We start from the raw sequence: 18733 nt of genomic DNA, 5'->3' as shown, positions 1-18733 counted from the left end.
AGCAGGACATGCGCTTCGCCCTCGTTACGCTTCTCGCCCTCGTTCTTGCCGCATGCGCCGCGCCCGCACGCGCCGAAACATGCTCCGCCAACGCCACGTGGCGCTTCACCCTAGGGGAGGAGCACACAGCCCTCGTCCGCGCGCACATCACCCCATGCACCATCCAGCGCGACGTGGTGCGCGACTCCCGCATCCTCACCAATGAAGCGCGGACCATCATCAGCGGTCAACGCGGCCAATTTCCCACGTGGCGCATAAGCCTCACGGACGACCCCGCCCCCGTGGCGCGGCTGCCCTATCTTGCCGTTACATGGACCACCAGTGGCGCGCAGGCCTTGCCCAGCATTCGCCTGCGCGCCCGCCTGCAAGGGGCGCAGGACACCGCGCCCGTTACCCTCGTGTATGAAAACGAACTGGACACGACAAAAGAGCCGGCAAAGCGCGTAGACATTGTCCCCGCCAGCCTCGGCAACAAGGACGCGCTCTATCTGGTGCGCCGGGAGCTGGGGCTTGGCGCCTCCGGCGGCTGGCGGCGCACGTTTGACGGCCAGCATGTTGTTTTGCAGGGGCGCGTGGATATTCCCGTCACCGACGGCGGACTGCTGCGCCTACGCTCTCCGCGCGGGGAGGAGCCAAAGTCCATACAGTTTTCCCTGAGCACCAACGCCGCCCCGGGGCGCGACGTGTTCCTCTACTCCGGCGAGGTCACGCGGCAGGACACCACCGTCGGCGACAGCACCATCACCACGCTGGACCTGCGCCCGGCCCTGCGGGCGCGGCACCTGCGGCCACAGCGCGTTACGGTCATGGAGGTTCTGCTCTTCTACCCGGCGGATTCCCCGGCGGCGCGCTCCAGCGCCGCGCGCACGCTCTCCTTCCATGCCATGGACCTGAGCGGACAGCGGCGGGAAGTGACGGCGCAATTTCTGCCCCACGGCGCAGCCAGCACCACCATGCTTGTTGATCTGCGCCACGCCCTTGGCACCCGAGCGGCGCCGGATGCGGCCCTGCGGCACATGCTGCTGACCATGCTCCCCGCCCCGTCGCAGGCCATCACCGTCACTGGCATCCGCCTGCTGGACCTCACCACTGCGCAGATTCCCGCGCTGGACAAAACCATCGGCGACGCCGTGCAGACATGGGCCGCAGCGCCGCGCGCGGCGTCCCCTTTCCTGCGTCCGGTATCCATGCCCGTGCAGGGCATCTTTTCCCTGACGGATGACGAAACATGGCGCGCGCAGTACCTGCGGCAAGCCCCCCCCGCAGCCCCGCTCTGGCGCCTTGGCCTGTGGCCGGAAGCACCAATTCCAACAGCCGTCAATGCCACGGCAACGGACGGGTCCACCGCCCTCATGGACCTGCCGCCACACTTCACCGCGCAGACCGGCGATATGGCGCAGAAAGCCATCACAAGGCTGACCGCCATTCCAGATGTGGGCCTCTCCCTCCCCGCAGGGACGACAGCGCTCCTGACGCCGCTCATCATGACTGAAAGCGCGGTCTCACCCGTTCCCCTTGCCGCCCGTGAATGGTGGACGCGGCGTGACACCATCGTCATGCCCCACCACACGCGTGCAGGAATAACCCGGCAAGAGAGCGGCGCGCTGCTTGTGGCAACGGACATCGCCCCACCAACCCTCGTCCGCTTTACCGCGCCGCAGGTCACGGCCCTGCGCTGGGACACGCTCCACGCCCCAGTTGCGCCCTACCCCTCGCGCATCACCCTCAATCTGCCGGACGGCGCCAGCCGCCCCCTTGCCCCGGGCGAAACCTTCTCCCTAAGGGACGCGGCCCCGCACATGCGCGGCGGCTCCCCCCTTACGGTGGACGTCAGCTACCTTGGCACCGAGCCATTTTTTGGCATCACGCCGCCGCGCGTTGAGCTGTTTGGCATGCGCAGCCACACTCCAAAGACCCTTGCGGCGCAGCTTCTGCATATTGACGGCGCATCGGCGACCACACCGGCAGCGCTTGGCGCCACATGGAATGGCGGCTGGGCGGACGCGGCGCAGATGCACCTTGCCGCCGGAGAAACCGCCATCACCCTGCGCCCGCATCCATTCTTTGCCGTGGACGCCGTGGAAATCATCACCCCAACGCCGCCCCGCCTGCGCCGCGACCCCGCTGATGAACACGCCGCGCAAAGGCGCGCCGCGCTCCCCTTCATCAGTACGGATATTCTCATCCTCGCCATGGCTGGCCTTGCGATGTATGCGCTCTTTAAAACTGGCAGGTTTGGCCTTGGCGCGCCCGTCAGCGCCCTGCGCGGCGTCCGCCGCGCCTTTCTGCGGCGCTCCGCACCGGTGAAGTGCGCCATTGCGGGGCTACTCATTGCCGGAGGCAGCGGCGTGCATATCGTCCAGCCGGGACCAAACGCCACCGCCACGCTCTTTTCCGGCGGCGGGGCCGCCATATTGCTTGCCATGGCGGGCGCGGCGCTCACCCGGCGCTTTGCCCCGGACATTGCCGCCCATCCGGCGCGCCGCACCCTCGCCGCCGCAGGGCTGGCCCTCCTCGGCCTCATCATCTGCCGCGTAGCAGGATTCCTCCCCGGCGCAGAAATATTGGCCTTCGCCATGTTTTATCTGCTGGCACTCGCCGGATGGCGCACACGCGGCATGTTCACGCCACAGCCCCATGAGGCCGCATCATGAGCGCGCCGCCCAAAACCGCACTCTTGGCCCAATGGGGCGCGGCGGGATACGTCGGCGTGGTCTCCATGGGCCTCAGTTTTGTGCTGGGGCGGCTTCTGGGACCACAGGGCTTTGGTGACTACTCCGCCCTGCTCACCCTTGGCGCGCTGTTCGCCATTGTGCAGGACGGCGGCTTCAAGACCCTCCTCTACCGCGAAGGCGCGCGGCCAAGTCCGGATATCGCCGCGAGCCTGCCGGAACTTCAAGGACGCGCCACGCGGCATGTGGCCCTTGTCACCATACTTGGCGCGGCCCTGTGCCTGCCCACACCCGCGCCCTACGGCTGGCACGCGGCGGTGGCCGTTGTCTGCCTGAGCCTGCAAACGGCCTGTGTGTTCGTCTCTGCCTCCCTGCGCGCCAAAGGCGACTTCCACGCCGACGCCGTGTGGCAAAGCGCCTACCGCACCGCCAGCGCCGTGGGCATTGTCGGCGTTCTCCTGCTTGGGGCCTCCGGCGCACCGTGGATGGTCTTTGCCGGGTGGGGACTGGGGCTTGCTCCGCTCCTTGTCATGATGCGGCGCCACCTTGGTCCCCGGCATCTTGGACGGCAACGCACTGGCCGCCGCATGCGGCGCAGTCTGTTCACCGCGTGTGTGGCCTTCATGGCCGTGGACGCCGCCACCGCCATCTACTACCGCTGTGATATTCTCCTGTTGCGCCACCTTGGTTCCGGCGCGGCGGAAACCGGCCAATACGCCGCGGCCTACCGCTTTCTGGACGGCATCATCCTGCTGGCCGCGCCCGTGGGGGTGGTGTGCTTTCGCACCCTGCGCCAGCGCATGGATGCTCCGCGCGCCTTTCTTCGCCTGCTGGCCGGCGTCAGCTGCGCCCTTGCGGGCGCGGGCGGCGTTCTGCTGGCCCTTGGCGTGCCCCTTGCCGCCCCCCTTGTGCGCCTCACCTTCGGCCCCGGCTACGACGAAGCCGCACGCCTGCTGCCCTTGCTCCTCGCCGCGCTGCTCTTCATTCTGCCGTCAGGACTGCTGACGCAGGCCGCCATTGCCCTGAATATTGAACGCTTTTACGCCGCGTGCGCCGCTGGCGCGGCCGTCATGAACATCGCGCTGAATATCCTGCTCATCCCGGACCTTGGCGCGCACGGCGCCGCCTATGCCACCATCGCCACGGAAGCCGTGCTCATGGCGGCGCTTCTTGGCGGGCTGGCCCGGCGCCTGCGCCACATCGCCGCGACGCACCACGCCTCATCCCACAAGGACGCATCATGCCCACACCACCACGCATCGTCGTAAACGCCATCCCCCTGTGCAACATCGCCACGGGCATCAGCCGCTATCTGCGGAGCCTGTACTCCGAGCTGGAGCGCCTGTACTCCGGCACGGCGGAGTTTGTGTACTTTGACGGCGAGGCCCTGCGCCGCACCATGCCCACAGGGCCGCAGAACCTGCGCAGCTGGTCACGCCTTGCGGATGTTTTCTGGCGACTGCCCCCGCGCGTGGCCTACGCCATCCGCCTTGCCCTGCACGCGCGGCGGGCGCGGCGGTTTCGGCGGCTGACCGAGGGCTGCGCGCTGTATCATGAGGCCGCATTCTTTCCCTTTGCCACGGCAACGGGCTGCGCCACCGCCTTTACGGTGCAGGACATGTCCCTCGCCCGCTTTCCCGAGCACCACCCGCGCGAGCGCGTGCTGTATTTCAACAGACACTTTGCCAAAAGCCTTGGCGGCGTTGACGCGTTTTTGTCCATCAGCCAATTCACCAAGGATGAGCTCACCGCCCTGACGGATGTCCCGGCGGAGCGCGTGCGGGTGACGCCGCTTGCACCGGACACCTCGCTCTTTTTCCCGCGTTCGGACTCCGCCCATGCAGCCCTGCGGACCCGCTACGGCCTGCCGGAGCGCTTCGCCCTCTTTGTCGGCAGCGGGGACCCGCGCAAGAATATGCACGTCATCCCAAAGGCCCTTGCCGCCTCCGGTCTTACCCTCCCTCTTGTTGTCGCCGGATGGGACGGCTGGCAGGACAGCCCGCCACAGGGCGTCATCCCCCTCGGGTTCATTGACGACGAAACCCTTGCCACGGCCTACAGCGCCGCCACAATGACCATTCTGCCCAGCACTTATGAAGGCTTTGGCCTGCCGGTTCTTGAGGCCATGGCCTGCGGGTGTCCGGTCATCACCACGCGCTGCGCCAGCCTGCCCGAGGTCGGGGGAGATGCCGCCGCATATTTCGACCCGCCAGACAACGCGGCGGCCCTTGGCGAAATTATGGGACGCATCGCGGAGGACGCCGCCCACCGGAAACAGCTCATTCAGGCCGGGTATGACCGTGCGGCGCAGTTTACCTGGGAGCGCACCGCCCGCCTCACGTGGGACGGCTTCACCGCAGCCTTGGAGCAGTCATGACCGCGCCGCTCATCCTGCACGACTTTTTCAGCTTTCCCGGCGGCGGGGAGCGCGTGGCGCTGTTCATGGCCCGCCACTTTGCGGCCCGCGTCGTCACCGGGCACGTGGATGTCCGCCCCTTTCCCGTAGACGCCTTTGAAGGCATCCCCTTCACCAATCTGGACGCCTTTCGCGCCGCGCCGCTGCTGGCGCGTTTCTCCCAAACCGCGGCCCTGCGCAAAGCCTTCTGCACTCTGCCGCAGCAGGACGCGCCGTGGGGGATCTTTACCGGCACGGTCAGCCTCTTTGCCCACGCCAGCGTGAGCGGCCGCAAAATACTGTACTGCCACACCCCGCCGCGCATCCTCTTTGACCTGCGCCGCGAAACCCTTGCCGCCACCCCAGCGTGGCAGCGCCCGGCCATGCGGGCCTTCATGCACTGGTTCAAGGGGGTCTACACCGACGCCCTCGGCGCCATGGACGTTGTGCTGGCCAACTCCGAAAATGTCCGCCAGCGCCTGCTGCACTACCTTGGGCAGGACGCCCACGTGGTACACCCGCCCTGCATGACCCACGCCTTCCCGTGGCGGGGGCAGGACGATTATTATCTTTCCTGCGCGCGGCTTGATGGCCTCAAGCGTGTGGACCGCATCGTCACCGCCTTTCTCTCCATGCCGGAAAGGCGCCTTGTGGTCGCCTCCGGCGGCCCGGAGGAAGCCCGCCTCCGCGCCCTCGCCGCAGACGCGCCCAATATCAGCTTTACCGGATGGATTGACGAACCGGCGCTTATTGACCTCATGGGCCGCGCCATCGCCACCATCTACATCCCCCGCGACGAGGACTTCGGCATGTCGCCGGTGGAGTCCATGGCCGCGGGCAAGCCCGTCATCGGCGTGGACGAAGGCGGCTTGCGGGAAACCGTGGTCCACGGCGAAACCGGCATCCTTCTGCCGCCGGACCCGCCCCCCAAGGCCATTGCCGAAGCCGTCTCTTCCCTGACGCCAGAGCGCGCCCGCGCCATGCGTCAGGCCTGCACCACGCGCGCACAGGACTTCAGCGAGGATGCCTTCCTCCGCCGCCTCAGCGCCGCGGCTTTTGATGGTGCTCAAAATGACGCGTCCGGCAACGCATCAGACGGCGCGCCAGCCTAAGCGCCCCTCCCGTCAACACCTCACCGCACACAAAAGAAGGCCGCCCGGCATATGCCGGGCGGCCTGTTTCAGATTACGGATTGGTCCGAGTCAGCTACTTCTTCATGCGCCGACGCACCAGGAATGCGGCAGGAGCGATGAGCAGCAGCAGGAACTCGATGCTCCATGCAGCGGCCGGGTTGAACACGCAGCCACCGTCGCTGTCACTATCGGAGGACGTGGAGCTGGACGTGGTACCGGACACGAAGCCACTCGGGTCGCCGATGATGTCTTCGCTGGTGTTCACGTCGTACACGCCGTTGTCCGCGATGGTGAAGTACAGCGTATAGTCGAAGGCGTCGTTCAGGGAGAAGTTGGCCGGGATGAAGTACGAAGGCGTACCTTCGAACGACAGCCAGTACTGTCCTTCTGCCAGGGTCGACGTACCGGGGTTGTAGGTGAAGGCCTTGGTGCTGTTCGCGGTCTGGGCAGCGGAGAGTCCGCTCACCGCGACACGGTCGGCCGTGTACATCTTGGTGTAGGTACCAAGGGTGTTGGGGGTCTTTCCGTGGACCTGTGCGCCGTCGATGGTGCGCTGGAAGATCGTCAGATCACCAGGGCTGGAGGCGGCGGGCAGGGTTGCCACGAAGGACGTCAGGTTGGTTACGCTCTGGCCGCTGGACAGGCCGAACTGGCTCACCAGGTCATCAGAGCTCTTGTTGAGCACGGCGCTTGCGTCGCTGGGGATGTTATTGATGTCGATGGCCGTAGCCGCGCGCACCGTCACACCGGATGCCAGAGACCCGAAGCTGCTCACGATGGTGTTGATGTCGGCAGTGGAGGTCGCCGATGCGGGCGGCACCACAAAGCCGAGATCCGTCATGACCTGCAGGCCGAGAGTCCTGTCGCCTGCGGTGCCGTATGCGGAGGTCGAGTTGGAGCTACCGGCGGCAACCCAAATACCTGCGATCACATCGCCGACCTTACGGCCGAGGAAGTGGGCAAAGTAGTTGTCGTCGGAGTCGAGCAGGGTCGCGTTACCATGGGTCACGCCGCCAAGGCTGCTGGACGTTGCAACGCTCCACGTCATTTCGTCCATGTCTGCCATGGACAGGTCGGTGCCTTCGTTGTCACCGAAGGTGGCGTTAAAGCCCACGAAGGTGGCGTTACCGTCAGTCACTTCGCTGTCCTTCAGCAGGAACTTACCAATGCGGCCCTGCGCGGTGGCGTTGGTCGCACTGGAGAAGCCCTGGCCGATACCGACGAAGGTCTTGGAGTCGTCATCAAAGTCCGTGGAAGCCAGCACAGAGGCATCCTTCAGCGCGATGGCGTACAGGAGCTGGCTGGAGGAATCCAGAGCAAAGCCGGACAGAATGTTGCCGTTCTTGCTCAGGTTCGCCTTGGTGAACAGCTTGATGGGCGCGCTGCCCGTGGTGGTCACCTCAACATACCCGCTGGAAACGGTGCTGTTGAACGAGGTTTCCGTCGTCACCGCGGAACCGGTGGTTGCGCTGGTGTCAAACTTGTACAGCTTGCACGCACCATCATCGAAGGTCAGCGAGCCAAGGTAGGCTACGCCATCACCCGCGCCATCACCATCAGCGCCGTACGCGTAGTAGTACCACGTGGAGGAGCCGAAGGTTGTGTTGTTGGTGATGGTCTGGTTCTGGAACAGCACACCCATGGACGGACCGTCCAAGAATGCCGTTGCCGTGCAATCGATGGGCGAACGGCCGAGACCTGCGAACAGGCTCTGGTCTTCGTTGGTGATGAAGTAATAGTTGAAGTAGTCGGTGGTGTTGTCCACGCTCTGGGTGGCGTTTGCCAACCGTACGACGCCGTCAAGGCCTCTCGTCAGGGTGTTGCCGTCCCAGTTGTCGTCGGTCAGGTTGCCGGGGTCGTCGGAGAAGGCAACCTCGTCGCCAAACCACTTCGTTGCGTTTTCGGCAAAGTCCACAGCGCCAGCGGACGTGTCCGTAAAGGACGTCCCGGCAAAGTTCCACACCGTGATGTCGGAAATGGAGCTGTTACCAAGGCCGTTGGTCTGGGTGTGGATACGGGATTGTCGTTCGGGGCGAGGGACTCGATGTCCGGCCCCCAGAAGACAGAGGGCGTAGACGTCGCGTTTCCTTCAGCCGTGAACTGAATGCCCGTAAAGGTCCAGTTCGTGCCGTTCAGTATGGACGGGGGTACCCCCGCAAGTGCGGCACTGGCCATCGTGATGAAGCTCACAGTGAGCAGCCATGCCAACCATTTTTTCCTCATTGCCACCTCTCCTTTGCGTGTTGAATTCTTGGCTTTGAGAACAGAGCCAAACCATTCAATTTGATTGCAAAACTCTCCACCTGATGCCATACCCCTCACAGCTAGTGGTGCAACGGCCAACCTAAACCAACCTCTACCCTACACATAACGCATACAATATCGAACTTTTCACAGTGCTTCAACACACTCTGCAACATTTAAGCACTGCTCACTGCATTTTTTTGCCTTCCCACCCCGTATACCACCAACATAAATACACATTACTGCATTACACTAAAACCCTTACACCTTTCTCAAGCACCCATCACAACATATTCAAATGTCTGCACAAATCATTTCACCCGCCACGCAAGAAAAAAGGCGCCTCTTTCGAAGCGCCTCACCAAGATTCAGTGCGTCCACTGCCGGTTAGTTTCCGTCACCCTCGCCCTGCTGTCCGCCCTCCAGCAGGGCCAGCTGCTGGGTCAGTCGGCGTAGGGCGCGCTCCTGCCGCGAGCGGTCGATATCCATGACGAGGCACTTCACCCCCAGCAGTATAAGCGCAAGGAGCAGCACAAGCGTTGGCGGGTACGACACGCCAAGGGCGTGGGCCACGCGGTCCGCAAACTGGGGCACCATGGCAAAGAGCACCACGCCCCCCGCCGCCGCCAGCCACTGCAGGGAGTAGCGCGTATGGAGCCTGTCGCGCCCCACAAGCAGGAGCACACACACCGCAAACCCAATGCCGATAAGCGCCGTGGTCAGTTGATAGCTCATCATGACCGGGACCTCCCTTTGACCTTGGAAACCATTTCGCGAACCCGGCCACCGTAGGTCGTCCGGGTCAGAGCAAGAACGAGACTCAGCGCCATATACACAACAATGACGCGCCACGTGCCAAACACACGGGAGTGGCCGTTCACGCGCGGACACATGCGCACCTTGCGCTCCACTATCCGGCACCCAGCGCGTTGCAAAAGCAGCAGCACCCCAACGTCCTGATAGTCCAGAAGCGTCGCCTCGGGCGAGGCGAGCAGTTTCACCGCGCGCGGACCATAGCCGCGAAAGCCCGAGGTCACGTCACGAATGCGCAGCCCACTCACCTTGCGGAACAGGCTCCACGCAATACGCCGCAACAGACTCCCCCGCTCCACGCATGCGCCAATGACCACATCCGCCCCGCCGGAGCGCAAAAGTTCCAAGACAAGGGGCATATCCTGTGCTTCGTGCTGACCGTCGGCGTCCATGGTCACCACATGGGAATACCCATGACGGACGGCGTAGCGCATGCCGGTCTGCACAGCGCCCCACGCGCCAAGGTTGAGGGAAAGCCGCACCACTCCGGCGCCGGCGGCCCGCGCCTCGGCGTCCGTGGCGTCGCGGCTGGCGTCGTCCACCACAAGGATATCCACATCGGGAAATCCCTCCCGTATGGCGCGCACCACCTGCCCCACGCTGCCCTGCTCATTGTGGGCAGGGATGACTACAAGCTCGCGAGCCGTCTGCGTCATGACCGCTCCTCCCGCACCAGCCACACCCCGCCGCGTCCGGGCCGGACGTCAAGAGGTGTAAACCACTCCCGCACCGTCTCCGGGCGGTACAGCAGGCGAAAGCCCACACTGTCGAACAAGCTGGCGCGAATGAAATAGACAAGCCCTTCATCATGATAGATCACACAGGCCGGGCCGGGATGAGGCGTCCGCGCCACATCCACACGGCCTGCCCGCACATCCACCACATGCCCAACACGCAGCGTGCCCTGCCCCTGACGCCGCACCACGCCAGCCGGGCGGTCTATGTGCAGACCATGGCGGGGCAGCCGGTCAATGACAAAGCCGCGCGCCGCGCGCGCCTGCCGCGTGCCAAGGCGGTCCCACCAGTAGGCGGTGTCCACCATGGCGCGGTGCAGATACACCGCCACCGGCGGCGCTTTGGGGAAAAACAGTTCCCGCGCCTGAGGCGTCCAGTCCAGCCCACGCTGGCGGAAGACGTCCGCAGCGCCCGCAGGGTCGAGAAGCACCCGCTCCGCAAGACCAATGCCGCCCCCGCTGCGCCCCGCCACTTCGTCGGCAATATCAAGAACGCCCTCGCCCCGTGCCGCCACAAAGCGCATCCACCGCGCGGCCAACCGGGGCTGGCGCACCGCCAAGGGATAGGCCACCGCAAACGTCAGCCGCGGGCTGGTGCGGCCGCCGTCGCTCATGGTCATAAGGCCCGAGGCGTACTGCACCATGTAGCCGCTGTCCCACCAATTCCACACCTGCGCCGTCTCCGGCAGATGGGTGCGCATGGACTCGGCCAGCGCTACGTCCTGCGCGGTAAGTGCCGGCGGCACCCACTGCGTGGCGCTACGCACCAGCCCCGGCGCCAGCAGCGCCACAAAGCCGCAGGCAAACAGCGCCTCGCGCAGGCCCGGCACATGGGCAAATTGCGCCATCCGAAACAGCGACGCCGCGCGCACTGCAAGCACGCCGTACCCAAGGGCCAAAACCGGCGTAGCAAAGATAAAAAACCGTGCGGACACCGCGCTGCCACAGGCCAGCACGGCGCAGGGGAGCACACACACGGCAAACAGCGGACGCTGCACCAGCACCACCACACAGCCCGCCGCCGCCAAAACCAGCGCGCCCCAAGTGCCCATCAGCGCCGCGCCCATGCCGCGCACGTCCACGCCGCGAAGCTCCTGCACCGAGCGCGTCACCGAGGCAAACCCCGCCCCCTCGCGCCCAAGAACAAGGCGCACATGCTCAGCCACGCGCACCAAAACATCGGGGCCTGAAGACACCACCCCAGCCACATACAGCGCCACAAACCCGGCGCAGGCGGTGACCGCGGCGGCCAGCGTCAGCTTGACGCCGCGCTCAAAGCTGTGCGCCGGATGCGGAAAGGTCAGCGCGTAGGCCACAACCACCAGCGCCAGCACCGACGGCCACGCTTCCCACCACAGAGCAAGCACCACCGCGTCACACACCAGCGCGGCGGCCCAGCCCCAGCGCCCGCGTCCGGGCGTTGTCACAAAACCATGCAGAAAGAGCGCCGCGCCAAGGACAAGGGCCGGATTCAGGCAGTCCGTATCAAAGAACCCCGGCCCGGCGCGAATCATCCAAAACCCTGCCGCAAAGCTGGCAAAGGACGCCACAAGGCCTATCCACAGGTTCCCCAGCATGCCCCCCGCGCCCATCAGCGCCGCAACGAGAGAAACGCCAAGCACTGCGGGCATCCAGTAGGCGACGGTCTCCCACGACGCGCCGCTTGCGCGCTGCACCAGCGCGGCGGTGTCCGCCAAAAGCGGCGGCGGAGATGGGCGGCGCACGCCGCGGAGTGCATCCACCGGGGCATAGCGCCCTTCGGCGCGCTCCCGCGCAAGGCGCAAAAAATAGTAGCCATCCAGATTGCGCAAAAGCGGGCGGCCCTGCTCCACGTAGTTGGCGCTATCGTTCGCCATGCGCCAATGCTGGGCGTAGCCCACGGCAAGCGCGTACACGGCCAAAACCGCGCACCCAAGGAGCAGAAGAGGACGGCTCTCGTCGTTCACGGCGCCCTGCCGCGTCAGAATTCCTGCTTCACCCGCCATACGCCTCCAAACCGGGAGTCATACGCCAGCGGCTGAAAGCCCCGCGTTCTGTCCGGGGCCGCCAACAGCAGGCGGTAGAGGGTACTCTCCAACATGGCGCCATCCACCAACACAAAATGAGGCAGCGCCTCAAGGTCCACCAGCGCAGGCGCGCCCGCCGCGTCATAGCGCCGCACACCAACGCCCCGCCGCCCGGCATGCACCACGGCGGAAAGCTCACTGCTCACGTCCAGCCCGCTCACGCGCCCACTGGCCGCCAGCACCTGATGCCCGTCCTTGGGCAGTTGCGTAAACCGGGCCTTCTCCCCCGCGCCCTCGGCGACGTCCCACGTGCCGAAATAGCCAATCCACGGCGTGCGTTCGAGGATGCTCATGGGCAGATAGACCACCACATCCGCCGCCGGGAACAGATAATCGCGCATGTCGGCGTCATCCGGCAGGCCGTAGGCGGCAAGCACGGCGCCAACGTCGGCGTCCTGCGCAAAGACCTCGCGCAGCAGGGCCACGGCCCGCGCCGGCGTGCCCACGCGGCCCTCCAAGGTACCCAGCGCGCCCGGACCATGCGCCGTAAAAAAGCGCATCACCCGCGCCGCGCGCACCGGGTCGCGGTCCATGAGCGCCCACCCGGCGGTAAAGGTCCGCAGCGGGTCCTGACTGCCACCGTCAAAATACACGGGGCGCTGTGAAAAATACCGCAGCATGTAGCCATAGTCCCACCACGACCACACCACCGCCGAGCGCGGCGACGCCTTGGCGATAAACGACGCCAGCACGGCCTCTGGCCCGGCAAACACTGGCGGCGAGGCGCTCCGCATGGCCACGGAAACCGGCCCGGCGGCAACCGCCACGGCAAGGGCAAGCGAAGCCGCCTGCGCCGCACGCTGAAACCGCCCGGCCCCGCGCGCGGCCTGCCACGCCTCGGCCACAAGGGCCCCGCACCCCAGCCCAACAAGGGGCGCAACAAACAGCATAAACCGTGCGGACACGGCGGATATGGCGGCAAGCCCCACCACAGGCAGCAAGAACAAACACGCGCCGCCGCGCCGCCACACAGCGCACCCCAGCCCAAGAATGCCCGCGGGCACAGTCAGCCAGCCGCCACCGGCGTAGGTCACAAACTCCCCAAGCTCCGGCGGCTTCAACTCGCCGATGGAGACGGACACGGCGGGATACACGCCGCCCTCCTGCCGCATGACCAACCGAATATGGTTCACCGCATCCTCAAGGAAGCGCACCAGCCACTGGGGAAACGGCTCCAGCCCCCACACCGCCAGCGTCAGGGCCACAACAGCCACACCGCCGCCAATGGCCAGCTTCACCGCGCGCTCCCCGCGCGTCGGCGTCCACGGGAGGGACGCGGCATAGGTCACGGCCAGCAGGCCGACACACGCCGCCGTCCCGGCCCGCCACCACCAGCCAAACAGCGCCAGCACCACGCCAAGTGCGGCCAGCCACACCACGCGCCGCCGCCCGGTGCTGCGCACAAAGCGCTGCAACAGCCAACTGCCAAAGAGCACAAAAAACACATTCAGGCAGTCCGTATCCACATAGCCAACGCCGGCGCGCACATGCCAGTACGGCACGCTCATGCCCACCACTGCCGCCACCAGCGCGGCAAAAATATTTCGCGTGAGAGCCCGGCCCCACAGCACCAGCGCAGCGCCGGTCAGCACGCCGCACAGCGGCGGCACCACGCTGGCTACAAGCGCCAGCGGCGCGCCAGTCACCCGCGCGCCATAAGCCGTCAGCACTGAAACCAAGGGTTCACCCAACGCCGGAGCGCCTTGCAGCACTGCCCGCGCCCGCTCCAGATAAAAATAGCCGTCCGTGGCGTGCAACAGCGGCGCGCCCTCAAAGCGAAACAGCGCATGCGTGCTCAAAAACAGCCAGTCGTCCACATACCCGGCAATGCCAAGAATAATGGCAAGCACGCAGGCCGCGGCCCACCACATGCGCCGCGCCCCCGGCGACCCTCTCCTCATGCCTCCTCCTCTGCGCGCTGAACCCATTCCCGCCCAAGCGCCTCGTGGTACACATCGTCCATGGCCTTTTGCACCGCCACAATGTGGAACTGCTCCACAAAGCGCTTCCGCGCCCGCTCGCCCATCCGCTGCCGCTCCTCGGGGTGGGCCATCATCCAGCGCAGCGCTTCGGACAGCGCGGCCGGATCGCCGGGCGGCACCACCAGCCCTGTTTCGCCATGCTTGTTCACCCAGTTCACACCGGAACCGGGAATGGCTGTCGTCACCAGCGGACGGGCGTGGGCCATGGCCTCCAAAAGCACCACCCCAAAGGCCTCGGTCCGCTCAATGGACGGCAGACAAAACACGTCGCACATGGCAAAGAGCTTGCGCAGTTCCACCTCGTCCACGTGTCCGGGGGCGGAGACCCGGCACGGCACGTCATATTGCTCCACAAGGCGCGAGACGGCGTCGCGGCGCGGGCCGCTGCCTGCGATGACAAGGCGCGCCTCGGGCACGTCCACCATGGCGCGCACCAAATGCTCATAGCCTTTATAATAGGCAAATCGCCCTACGGAAAAAATCATGGGCCGCGGCTCCTCACCGGGCACGGTGCGCCCGGCATTTCCGGTGGGGCCAAGGGCCGCGCCCACACGCTCCGGCGACAGGCCAAGGGGCACCACGCGGCACTTGCGCCGCACGCCGCGCAGGGCGTCGCTGGAGTCCAAATACGGCTGGGACGTCGCCACCACCACATCCGCGCAGCGCAGGAGAGCGCGCTCAAAAATCCTGTACAGCGGGTACAGCACGCGCAGGCCCACATCAAAGCCGGAGGGGACAACATCGGCGTGCCAGTGCACCACCATGGGCCGCCCCTTCAGCCCCAGCAGCAGCCAAAAGGCCGAAACATTAGGCATATGCACATGCACCACGTCGGGCCGGATGCGGCGCAGGGTCCGCCACAAGGCCCAGCCAAATCCCGGTGCCACGGGCGCATAGACCAGCTGCCCATAGCTGCGCACCCGGCGCACGCGCACGCCGCGCTCCATGACCATCCGCCCCACTCCCGGCTCCTTGCCTGCATGCACAAGCACCGTCACGTCATGGCCGGAGCGCGCCTGCTCCCGCGCGAGGTCCGCGACGAAGTTTTCAATGCCACCCGGACGCGGCGGGTAATACTTGCCAATGTGCACAATGCGCATGACGTTCTACAATCCTTCATAAATGCGAACGTGGGGAAACCCTTCGTAAACAAGGCGGAGCGCCCCATCCAAACGCGGTGAATCCGGCCGGACAAGCAGCAGCTGCACCAGCATGCTGGCGTAGGTGGCGTCGTCCATTACATAGGCGCGGCTGGCCGGGACATTGATGACCAAATGCAGCTTCGCTTCCGGATAGGCGTGGAACTCGCGTCCCTCGCGCGTGAGTTGGTCCACGGTGGCAACGCGGAAGCGCCGACCCTGCACCTCCACGGTGCCGGTATCAAAATCCACGGTAAACGCGTGGCGCAGGCTGCGGCACAGCCCATGCGTGCCGCTGGCGAGGACCGGGTCCCATGTGCCGAAATAGGTAATCCACGAGGCCAGCGCGAGGTTCTCCCACGTGACCACAAGATAGCGCGAGCCGTCCGCAGGCGGCACTGCGCCGGGCCGCGCGAGGTCCAGCATCATGGCGCGCACCTGCCGCGCGGTCATGTCATCCCAGCGCCGCCATGGCTCGTCATCCTCCAACGCGGAAAAGCGCATAATCTGCGCAGCCTGCTGCGCGGAGGGCGTCGTCAGCGCCTTGGCCAAGGGATACAAATAGCGCCCGGTATGGCGGCCCCCATCGGCAAAGGTCATCCGGCCGGAGTAGTACATGCTGGCGTAGCCATAGTCCCACCACGTCCAGACCATGCTGTCCTGCGGGGCAAACTCGCCAAGGGCCTTCAGCGCCTTGCCGTGGGGGGCGTCAATCACCGGGGAGACGCCAAGGGTGGAATACCCCCGCACCGCAGGGACATACACAACAATGCCGACGCTCAGCGAGGCCGCAAGGGCCACGGCCCCCATCCCCCGGCGCCTGCCCATGCACTGCCGCGCCAGCCACACCACTGCCACAGCCAGCCCAAGCGCCACCACAGGCCCGCCAAACATGGCAAACCGAGAGCCAAAGCGCACCGCCAAAAACGGCATAGCTGCAAGCGGCGCAAGAAACACCGCGCCAGGACGGGCGATGAGTACAAGAACGAACCCGCACAGTCCGGACACAACGTACCACGCACTGCCGCCAAGGCGCCCCAGCACTTCCATCGGGTCCACATTGCCCGCCTCAATGATGCTCTGCACCACATTCGGATAGGCCGGACCAGCCCCGCTGGACGAGGCGTTGTCTCCATGCTGGGCGGCGTCCCACACATCCACCGCGGAGGATTTGGCGTACAGGAGCAGCTTGTCCGCCACGGACGCGCCAAGGCCGCGCACATCAGGCGCCAGCACCATGACCGCAACAAGAGCCAGCGTCAGCGGCAGGGACTTCGCCGTCGCCGCGCGCTGCCACCTTGGCGAGGTCCACAGCACGGCGGCCAGCCCCGCCCCGGTGACGGCGCCCCACACGCCAAAAAACGCCGTAACGCCAAGGAGCACCAATCCAAGGACCAGCCCCCGCCGCGCGCCGCGCCGCCCCACGAGCACAACAAGCGCAGCGGCCAGCAGATAGGCCATGGCGTAATAGTCGGGAATATTATGATGCCACTGCCCGCCGCAGGCGACGGCGGCAAGGCCAATGCCCACGGGCCAGACAAGGATGCTGCGCGGGCCGGGCGCATCTGCCGGGGCATCCCCGCCGCGGCCACGCCGCAAAAGGTCACGGGGAGTGCGCAGCCACGGCCCCAGCCACAGGCACAGCAAAACGCCATGCAGCAGCGGAAAGAGCAGGGTCACCATGTCGGTATCGTAGTACCCGAGGCGGCTTCGCATGTAATAGCCCGGCGCAATGGTGGCGAGCATCCCCGCGCACAGCGCGGCCTCGGGCGCGCCAAGGGCTACGGCCCACAGGGCGGTGACCACGGCAACCAGCCCAGCGGCCACGGCAGGCGCCCAAAAGGCCACCGTCTCCATGGACGCCCCCGTAGCGGCGCAGACGCCCCGCGCCAGCCGCGCCAAGGGCGAACCGGTGCCCAGCCCCACGCCGCGCGCGCCAGCCAGCCACGCGTAGGCGTCATGCGTGGCAAGGATGCGCTCCCCATCCACGCGGTAGGCCTCGGAAGAATTCCACTTGGATACATCCATGGCCCGCACGCCAAAGGCCGCCGCAAACACGGCCACAGCGCACGCCACCAGCAGCATGCCCTTTATGTCCGCGCGCAACTGAGCCTCCTGCGGAAATCCATCAGAACCTTGCCAATATTCGAGAAAACCATGTACTCTACCCTAGGCATAAGCAGTGTCTCACTCTCGGCAGAAAACGAAGCACACAATGCAGGCGAATCATCCAGACGATGGACAGACCTGAGCCTATCCATCATACGACGATGCATGGGGATTCTGTCAACAACTCTTCGAAATACATCAAAGAACGGGTCATTTTCATGCCAACATACCAGTACACCGCCGTGGACGCCGACAACAAAAAGGCCAAAGGCTACATTGAGGCGGACAGTTCCGCCCGCGCCATGACGCTCCTGCGGGACAAGGGGCTGACGCCGCTAAAGTTCGCCCCGGTGGCGGACAGCGCGGCGCCGCGGCGCGGGTCGCTTCTTTCGCGCCTTGTCCCGGCGGCGCGGGTACGGCTGTCGGAATCGTTCTATTATCTGGGCATCCTCATCCAGAGCGGGCATTCCCTCGCGCGTGGGCTGGACCTTGTAGGCCGCATGGCAACGGGCAAAAGCTCGCGCATTTGGCTGGACATCCGCGACAAGGTGGAACAGGGCACGCCCTTTTCCAGCGCCTTAGAGGACTACCCCCGCCAATTCCCGGCAGTGTATGTGGGCATGATTCGCGTCGCCGAGACCACAGGGCGCCTCGGCGCGGTGCTGGAACAGGTAGCCCGCAACGAGGAGCGCCGGGGCGAAGTGCAGGGCCGCCTTGCCACGGCCATGGCCTATCCCGGCGTTATCCTATGTGTGGGACTTGGCGCGGTGTGGTTTCTGCTGGCCAATGTGCTGCCCAAGATTTCGTCCATCTTTCAGGCTTCGGGCAATGACCTGCCCGCCACCACGGCGTTTTTGCTGAGCCTTGGGCGGATGATGGAGTCTCTTGGCGCGTCGGTTTTGCTGGTTCCCCTCGTCCTCGTGCTCATCCTGATGGCGGCATACCGGCGCTTCCCGGCCATGCGCCGCGTGATTTCACGTCAAACATGGCGCATCCCGGTGGTGCAGAAGTTTTTGCTGGCGCGCTTTTCGGGTCTGCTGGGATTCCAGATTCAGGCGGGCATACCGCTGGTGCAGGCTATGGAAAGCTCCGCCCGCGCGGTGTCCTCGGCATTTTTGCAGGAAAAGATCATGGAGGCACGGGCCGAAGTGGCCGCGGGACGCCCGCTGGATAAGGTGCTGGAGGCGCAGGGCATCTTCCCGGATGTGTACATCCTCACCCTTGCCTCGGGTCAGCGCACCGGCCAGCTTGGGCCCTTCCTCTCGCGCGTGACGGGCATCATGGAGCGCGAGGTGGACAACGTCCTGCGGCGCATCGTGGCGCTGGCGGAGCCGCTGCTCATCCTGTGCGTGGGGCTTGTCATCGCCTTTATTGTGGTCGCCATCCTTGAACCCATCTTCGACCTGACAACGCTGGTCCGCTAGCCCGTCCCACAATCGCAACCGC

Annotated in this window: 12 protein-coding genes; 5 read left to right on the top strand and 7 right to left on the bottom strand. The window is 65.7% G+C overall.

The features are described 5' to 3' along the window. The first annotated feature begins 8 nt into the window (after positions 1-8). The 4 genes from ACYQ2T_RS12790 to ACYQ2T_RS12775 are packed head-to-tail and all read left to right on the top strand — an operon-like array spanning position 9 to position 6179. Positions 9-2654, top strand: coding sequence for a hypothetical protein (locus ACYQ2T_RS12790; protein WP_459901055.1), 2646 nt, complete (start codon positions 9-11; stop codon positions 2652-2654). Further along, entirely contained in the window at positions 2651-3940 is a 1290-nt protein-coding gene (locus tag ACYQ2T_RS12785; RefSeq protein WP_459901054.1) for an oligosaccharide flippase family protein, read from the top strand. The genes ACYQ2T_RS12790 and ACYQ2T_RS12785 overlap by 4 nt, the downstream gene beginning before the upstream one ends. Continuing rightward, the gene (locus tag ACYQ2T_RS12780) at positions 3913-5049 is read left to right on the top strand and encodes a glycosyltransferase family 4 protein (protein WP_459901053.1); all 1137 of its coding nucleotides are present in this window, start codon (positions 3913-3915) and stop codon (positions 5047-5049) included. The genes ACYQ2T_RS12785 and ACYQ2T_RS12780 overlap by 28 nt, the downstream gene beginning before the upstream one ends. Next, entirely contained in the window at positions 5046-6179 is a 1134-nt protein-coding gene (locus ACYQ2T_RS12775) for a glycosyltransferase (RefSeq protein ID WP_459901051.1), read from the top strand. The genes ACYQ2T_RS12780 and ACYQ2T_RS12775 overlap by 4 nt, the downstream gene beginning before the upstream one ends. A gap of 94 nt (positions 6180-6273) precedes the next feature. Here the strand turns inward: ACYQ2T_RS12775 and ACYQ2T_RS12770 are convergent, their stop codons facing one another. From ACYQ2T_RS12770 to ACYQ2T_RS12740, 7 genes are all read right to left on the bottom strand, one after another. After that, on the bottom strand, positions 6274-8163 hold the full coding sequence (locus tag ACYQ2T_RS12770; protein WP_459901049.1) for a hypothetical protein: 1890 nt from the start codon (positions 8161-8163) through the stop codon (positions 6274-6276). 668 nt (positions 8164-8831) lie between these two features. Continuing rightward, positions 8832-9182, bottom strand: coding sequence for a DUF2304 domain-containing protein (locus ACYQ2T_RS12765; protein WP_459901048.1), 351 nt, complete (start codon positions 9180-9182; stop codon positions 8832-8834). Beyond that, on the bottom strand, positions 9179-9913 hold the full coding sequence (locus ACYQ2T_RS12760; protein ID WP_459901047.1) for a glycosyltransferase family 2 protein: 735 nt from the start codon (positions 9911-9913) through the stop codon (positions 9179-9181). Before ACYQ2T_RS12760 ends, ACYQ2T_RS12765 begins: the two co-directional genes overlap by 4 nt. After that, positions 9910-11976 (bottom strand): hypothetical protein, encoded by a 2067-nt coding sequence (locus tag ACYQ2T_RS12755; protein ID WP_459901045.1) that lies wholly within the window; start codon positions 11974-11976, stop codon positions 9910-9912. Before ACYQ2T_RS12755 ends, ACYQ2T_RS12760 begins: the two co-directional genes overlap by 4 nt. Then, a complete protein-coding gene (locus ACYQ2T_RS12750; protein WP_459901044.1) occupies positions 11952-13958 on the bottom strand; it encodes an STT3 domain-containing protein in 2007 nt (668 codons plus the stop codon). The genes ACYQ2T_RS12755 and ACYQ2T_RS12750 overlap by 25 nt, the downstream gene beginning before the upstream one ends. Further along, on the bottom strand, positions 13955-15139 hold the full coding sequence (locus tag ACYQ2T_RS12745; RefSeq protein ID WP_459901042.1) for a glycosyltransferase: 1185 nt from the start codon (positions 15137-15139) through the stop codon (positions 13955-13957). Before ACYQ2T_RS12745 ends, ACYQ2T_RS12750 begins: the two co-directional genes overlap by 4 nt. Before the next feature lie 6 nt (positions 15140-15145). After that, positions 15146-17284, bottom strand: coding sequence for an STT3 domain-containing protein (locus ACYQ2T_RS12740; protein WP_459901041.1), 2139 nt, complete (start codon positions 17282-17284; stop codon positions 15146-15148). Between the two features lie 221 nt (positions 17285-17505). On the opposite strand from ACYQ2T_RS12740, the gene ACYQ2T_RS12735 reads away from it, so the two are divergent. Continuing rightward, positions 17506-18711, top strand: a complete 1206-nt coding sequence (locus ACYQ2T_RS12735) for a type II secretion system F family protein (protein WP_459901040.1) — start codon at positions 17506-17508, stop codon at positions 18709-18711. Positions 18712-18733: the final 22 nt, after the last annotated feature.

The sequence above is a fragment of the Desulfobaculum senezii genome, assembly GCF_054657395.1.
Note: the sequence above shows the minus strand (reverse complement) of the source record. Positions and strands in the feature narration are given on the sequence as shown.

Excerpts from the sequence above, each read along its gene's own strand:
- ACYQ2T_RS12790 (WP_459901055.1), top strand. The coding sequence starts at position 9 with ATGCGCTTCGCCCTCGTTACGCTTCTCGCCCTCGTTCTTGCCGCATGC.
- ACYQ2T_RS12785 (WP_459901054.1), top strand. The coding sequence starts at position 2,651 with ATGAGCGCGCCGCCCAAAACCGCACTCTTGGCCCAATGGGGCGCGGCG.
- ACYQ2T_RS12780 (WP_459901053.1), top strand. The coding sequence starts at position 3,913 with ATGCCCACACCACCACGCATCGTCGTAAACGCCATCCCCCTGTGCAAC.
- ACYQ2T_RS12775 (WP_459901051.1), top strand. The coding sequence starts at position 5,046 with ATGACCGCGCCGCTCATCCTGCACGACTTTTTCAGCTTTCCCGGCGGC.
- ACYQ2T_RS12765 (WP_459901048.1), bottom strand. The coding sequence starts at position 9,182 with ATGATGAGCTATCAACTGACCACGGCGCTTATCGGCATTGGGTTTGCG.
- ACYQ2T_RS12760 (WP_459901047.1), bottom strand. The coding sequence starts at position 9,913 with ATGACGCAGACGGCTCGCGAGCTTGTAGTCATCCCTGCCCACAATGAG.
- ACYQ2T_RS12755 (WP_459901045.1), bottom strand. The coding sequence starts at position 11,976 with ATGGCGGGTGAAGCAGGAATTCTGACGCGGCAGGGCGCCGTGAACGAC.
- ACYQ2T_RS12750 (WP_459901044.1), bottom strand. The coding sequence starts at position 13,958 with ATGAGGAGAGGGTCGCCGGGGGCGCGGCGCATGTGGTGGGCCGCGGCC.
- ACYQ2T_RS12745 (WP_459901042.1), bottom strand. The coding sequence starts at position 15,139 with ATGCGCATTGTGCACATTGGCAAGTATTACCCGCCGCGTCCGGGTGGC.
- ACYQ2T_RS12735 (WP_459901040.1), top strand. The coding sequence starts at position 17,506 with ATGCCAACATACCAGTACACCGCCGTGGACGCCGACAACAAAAAGGCC.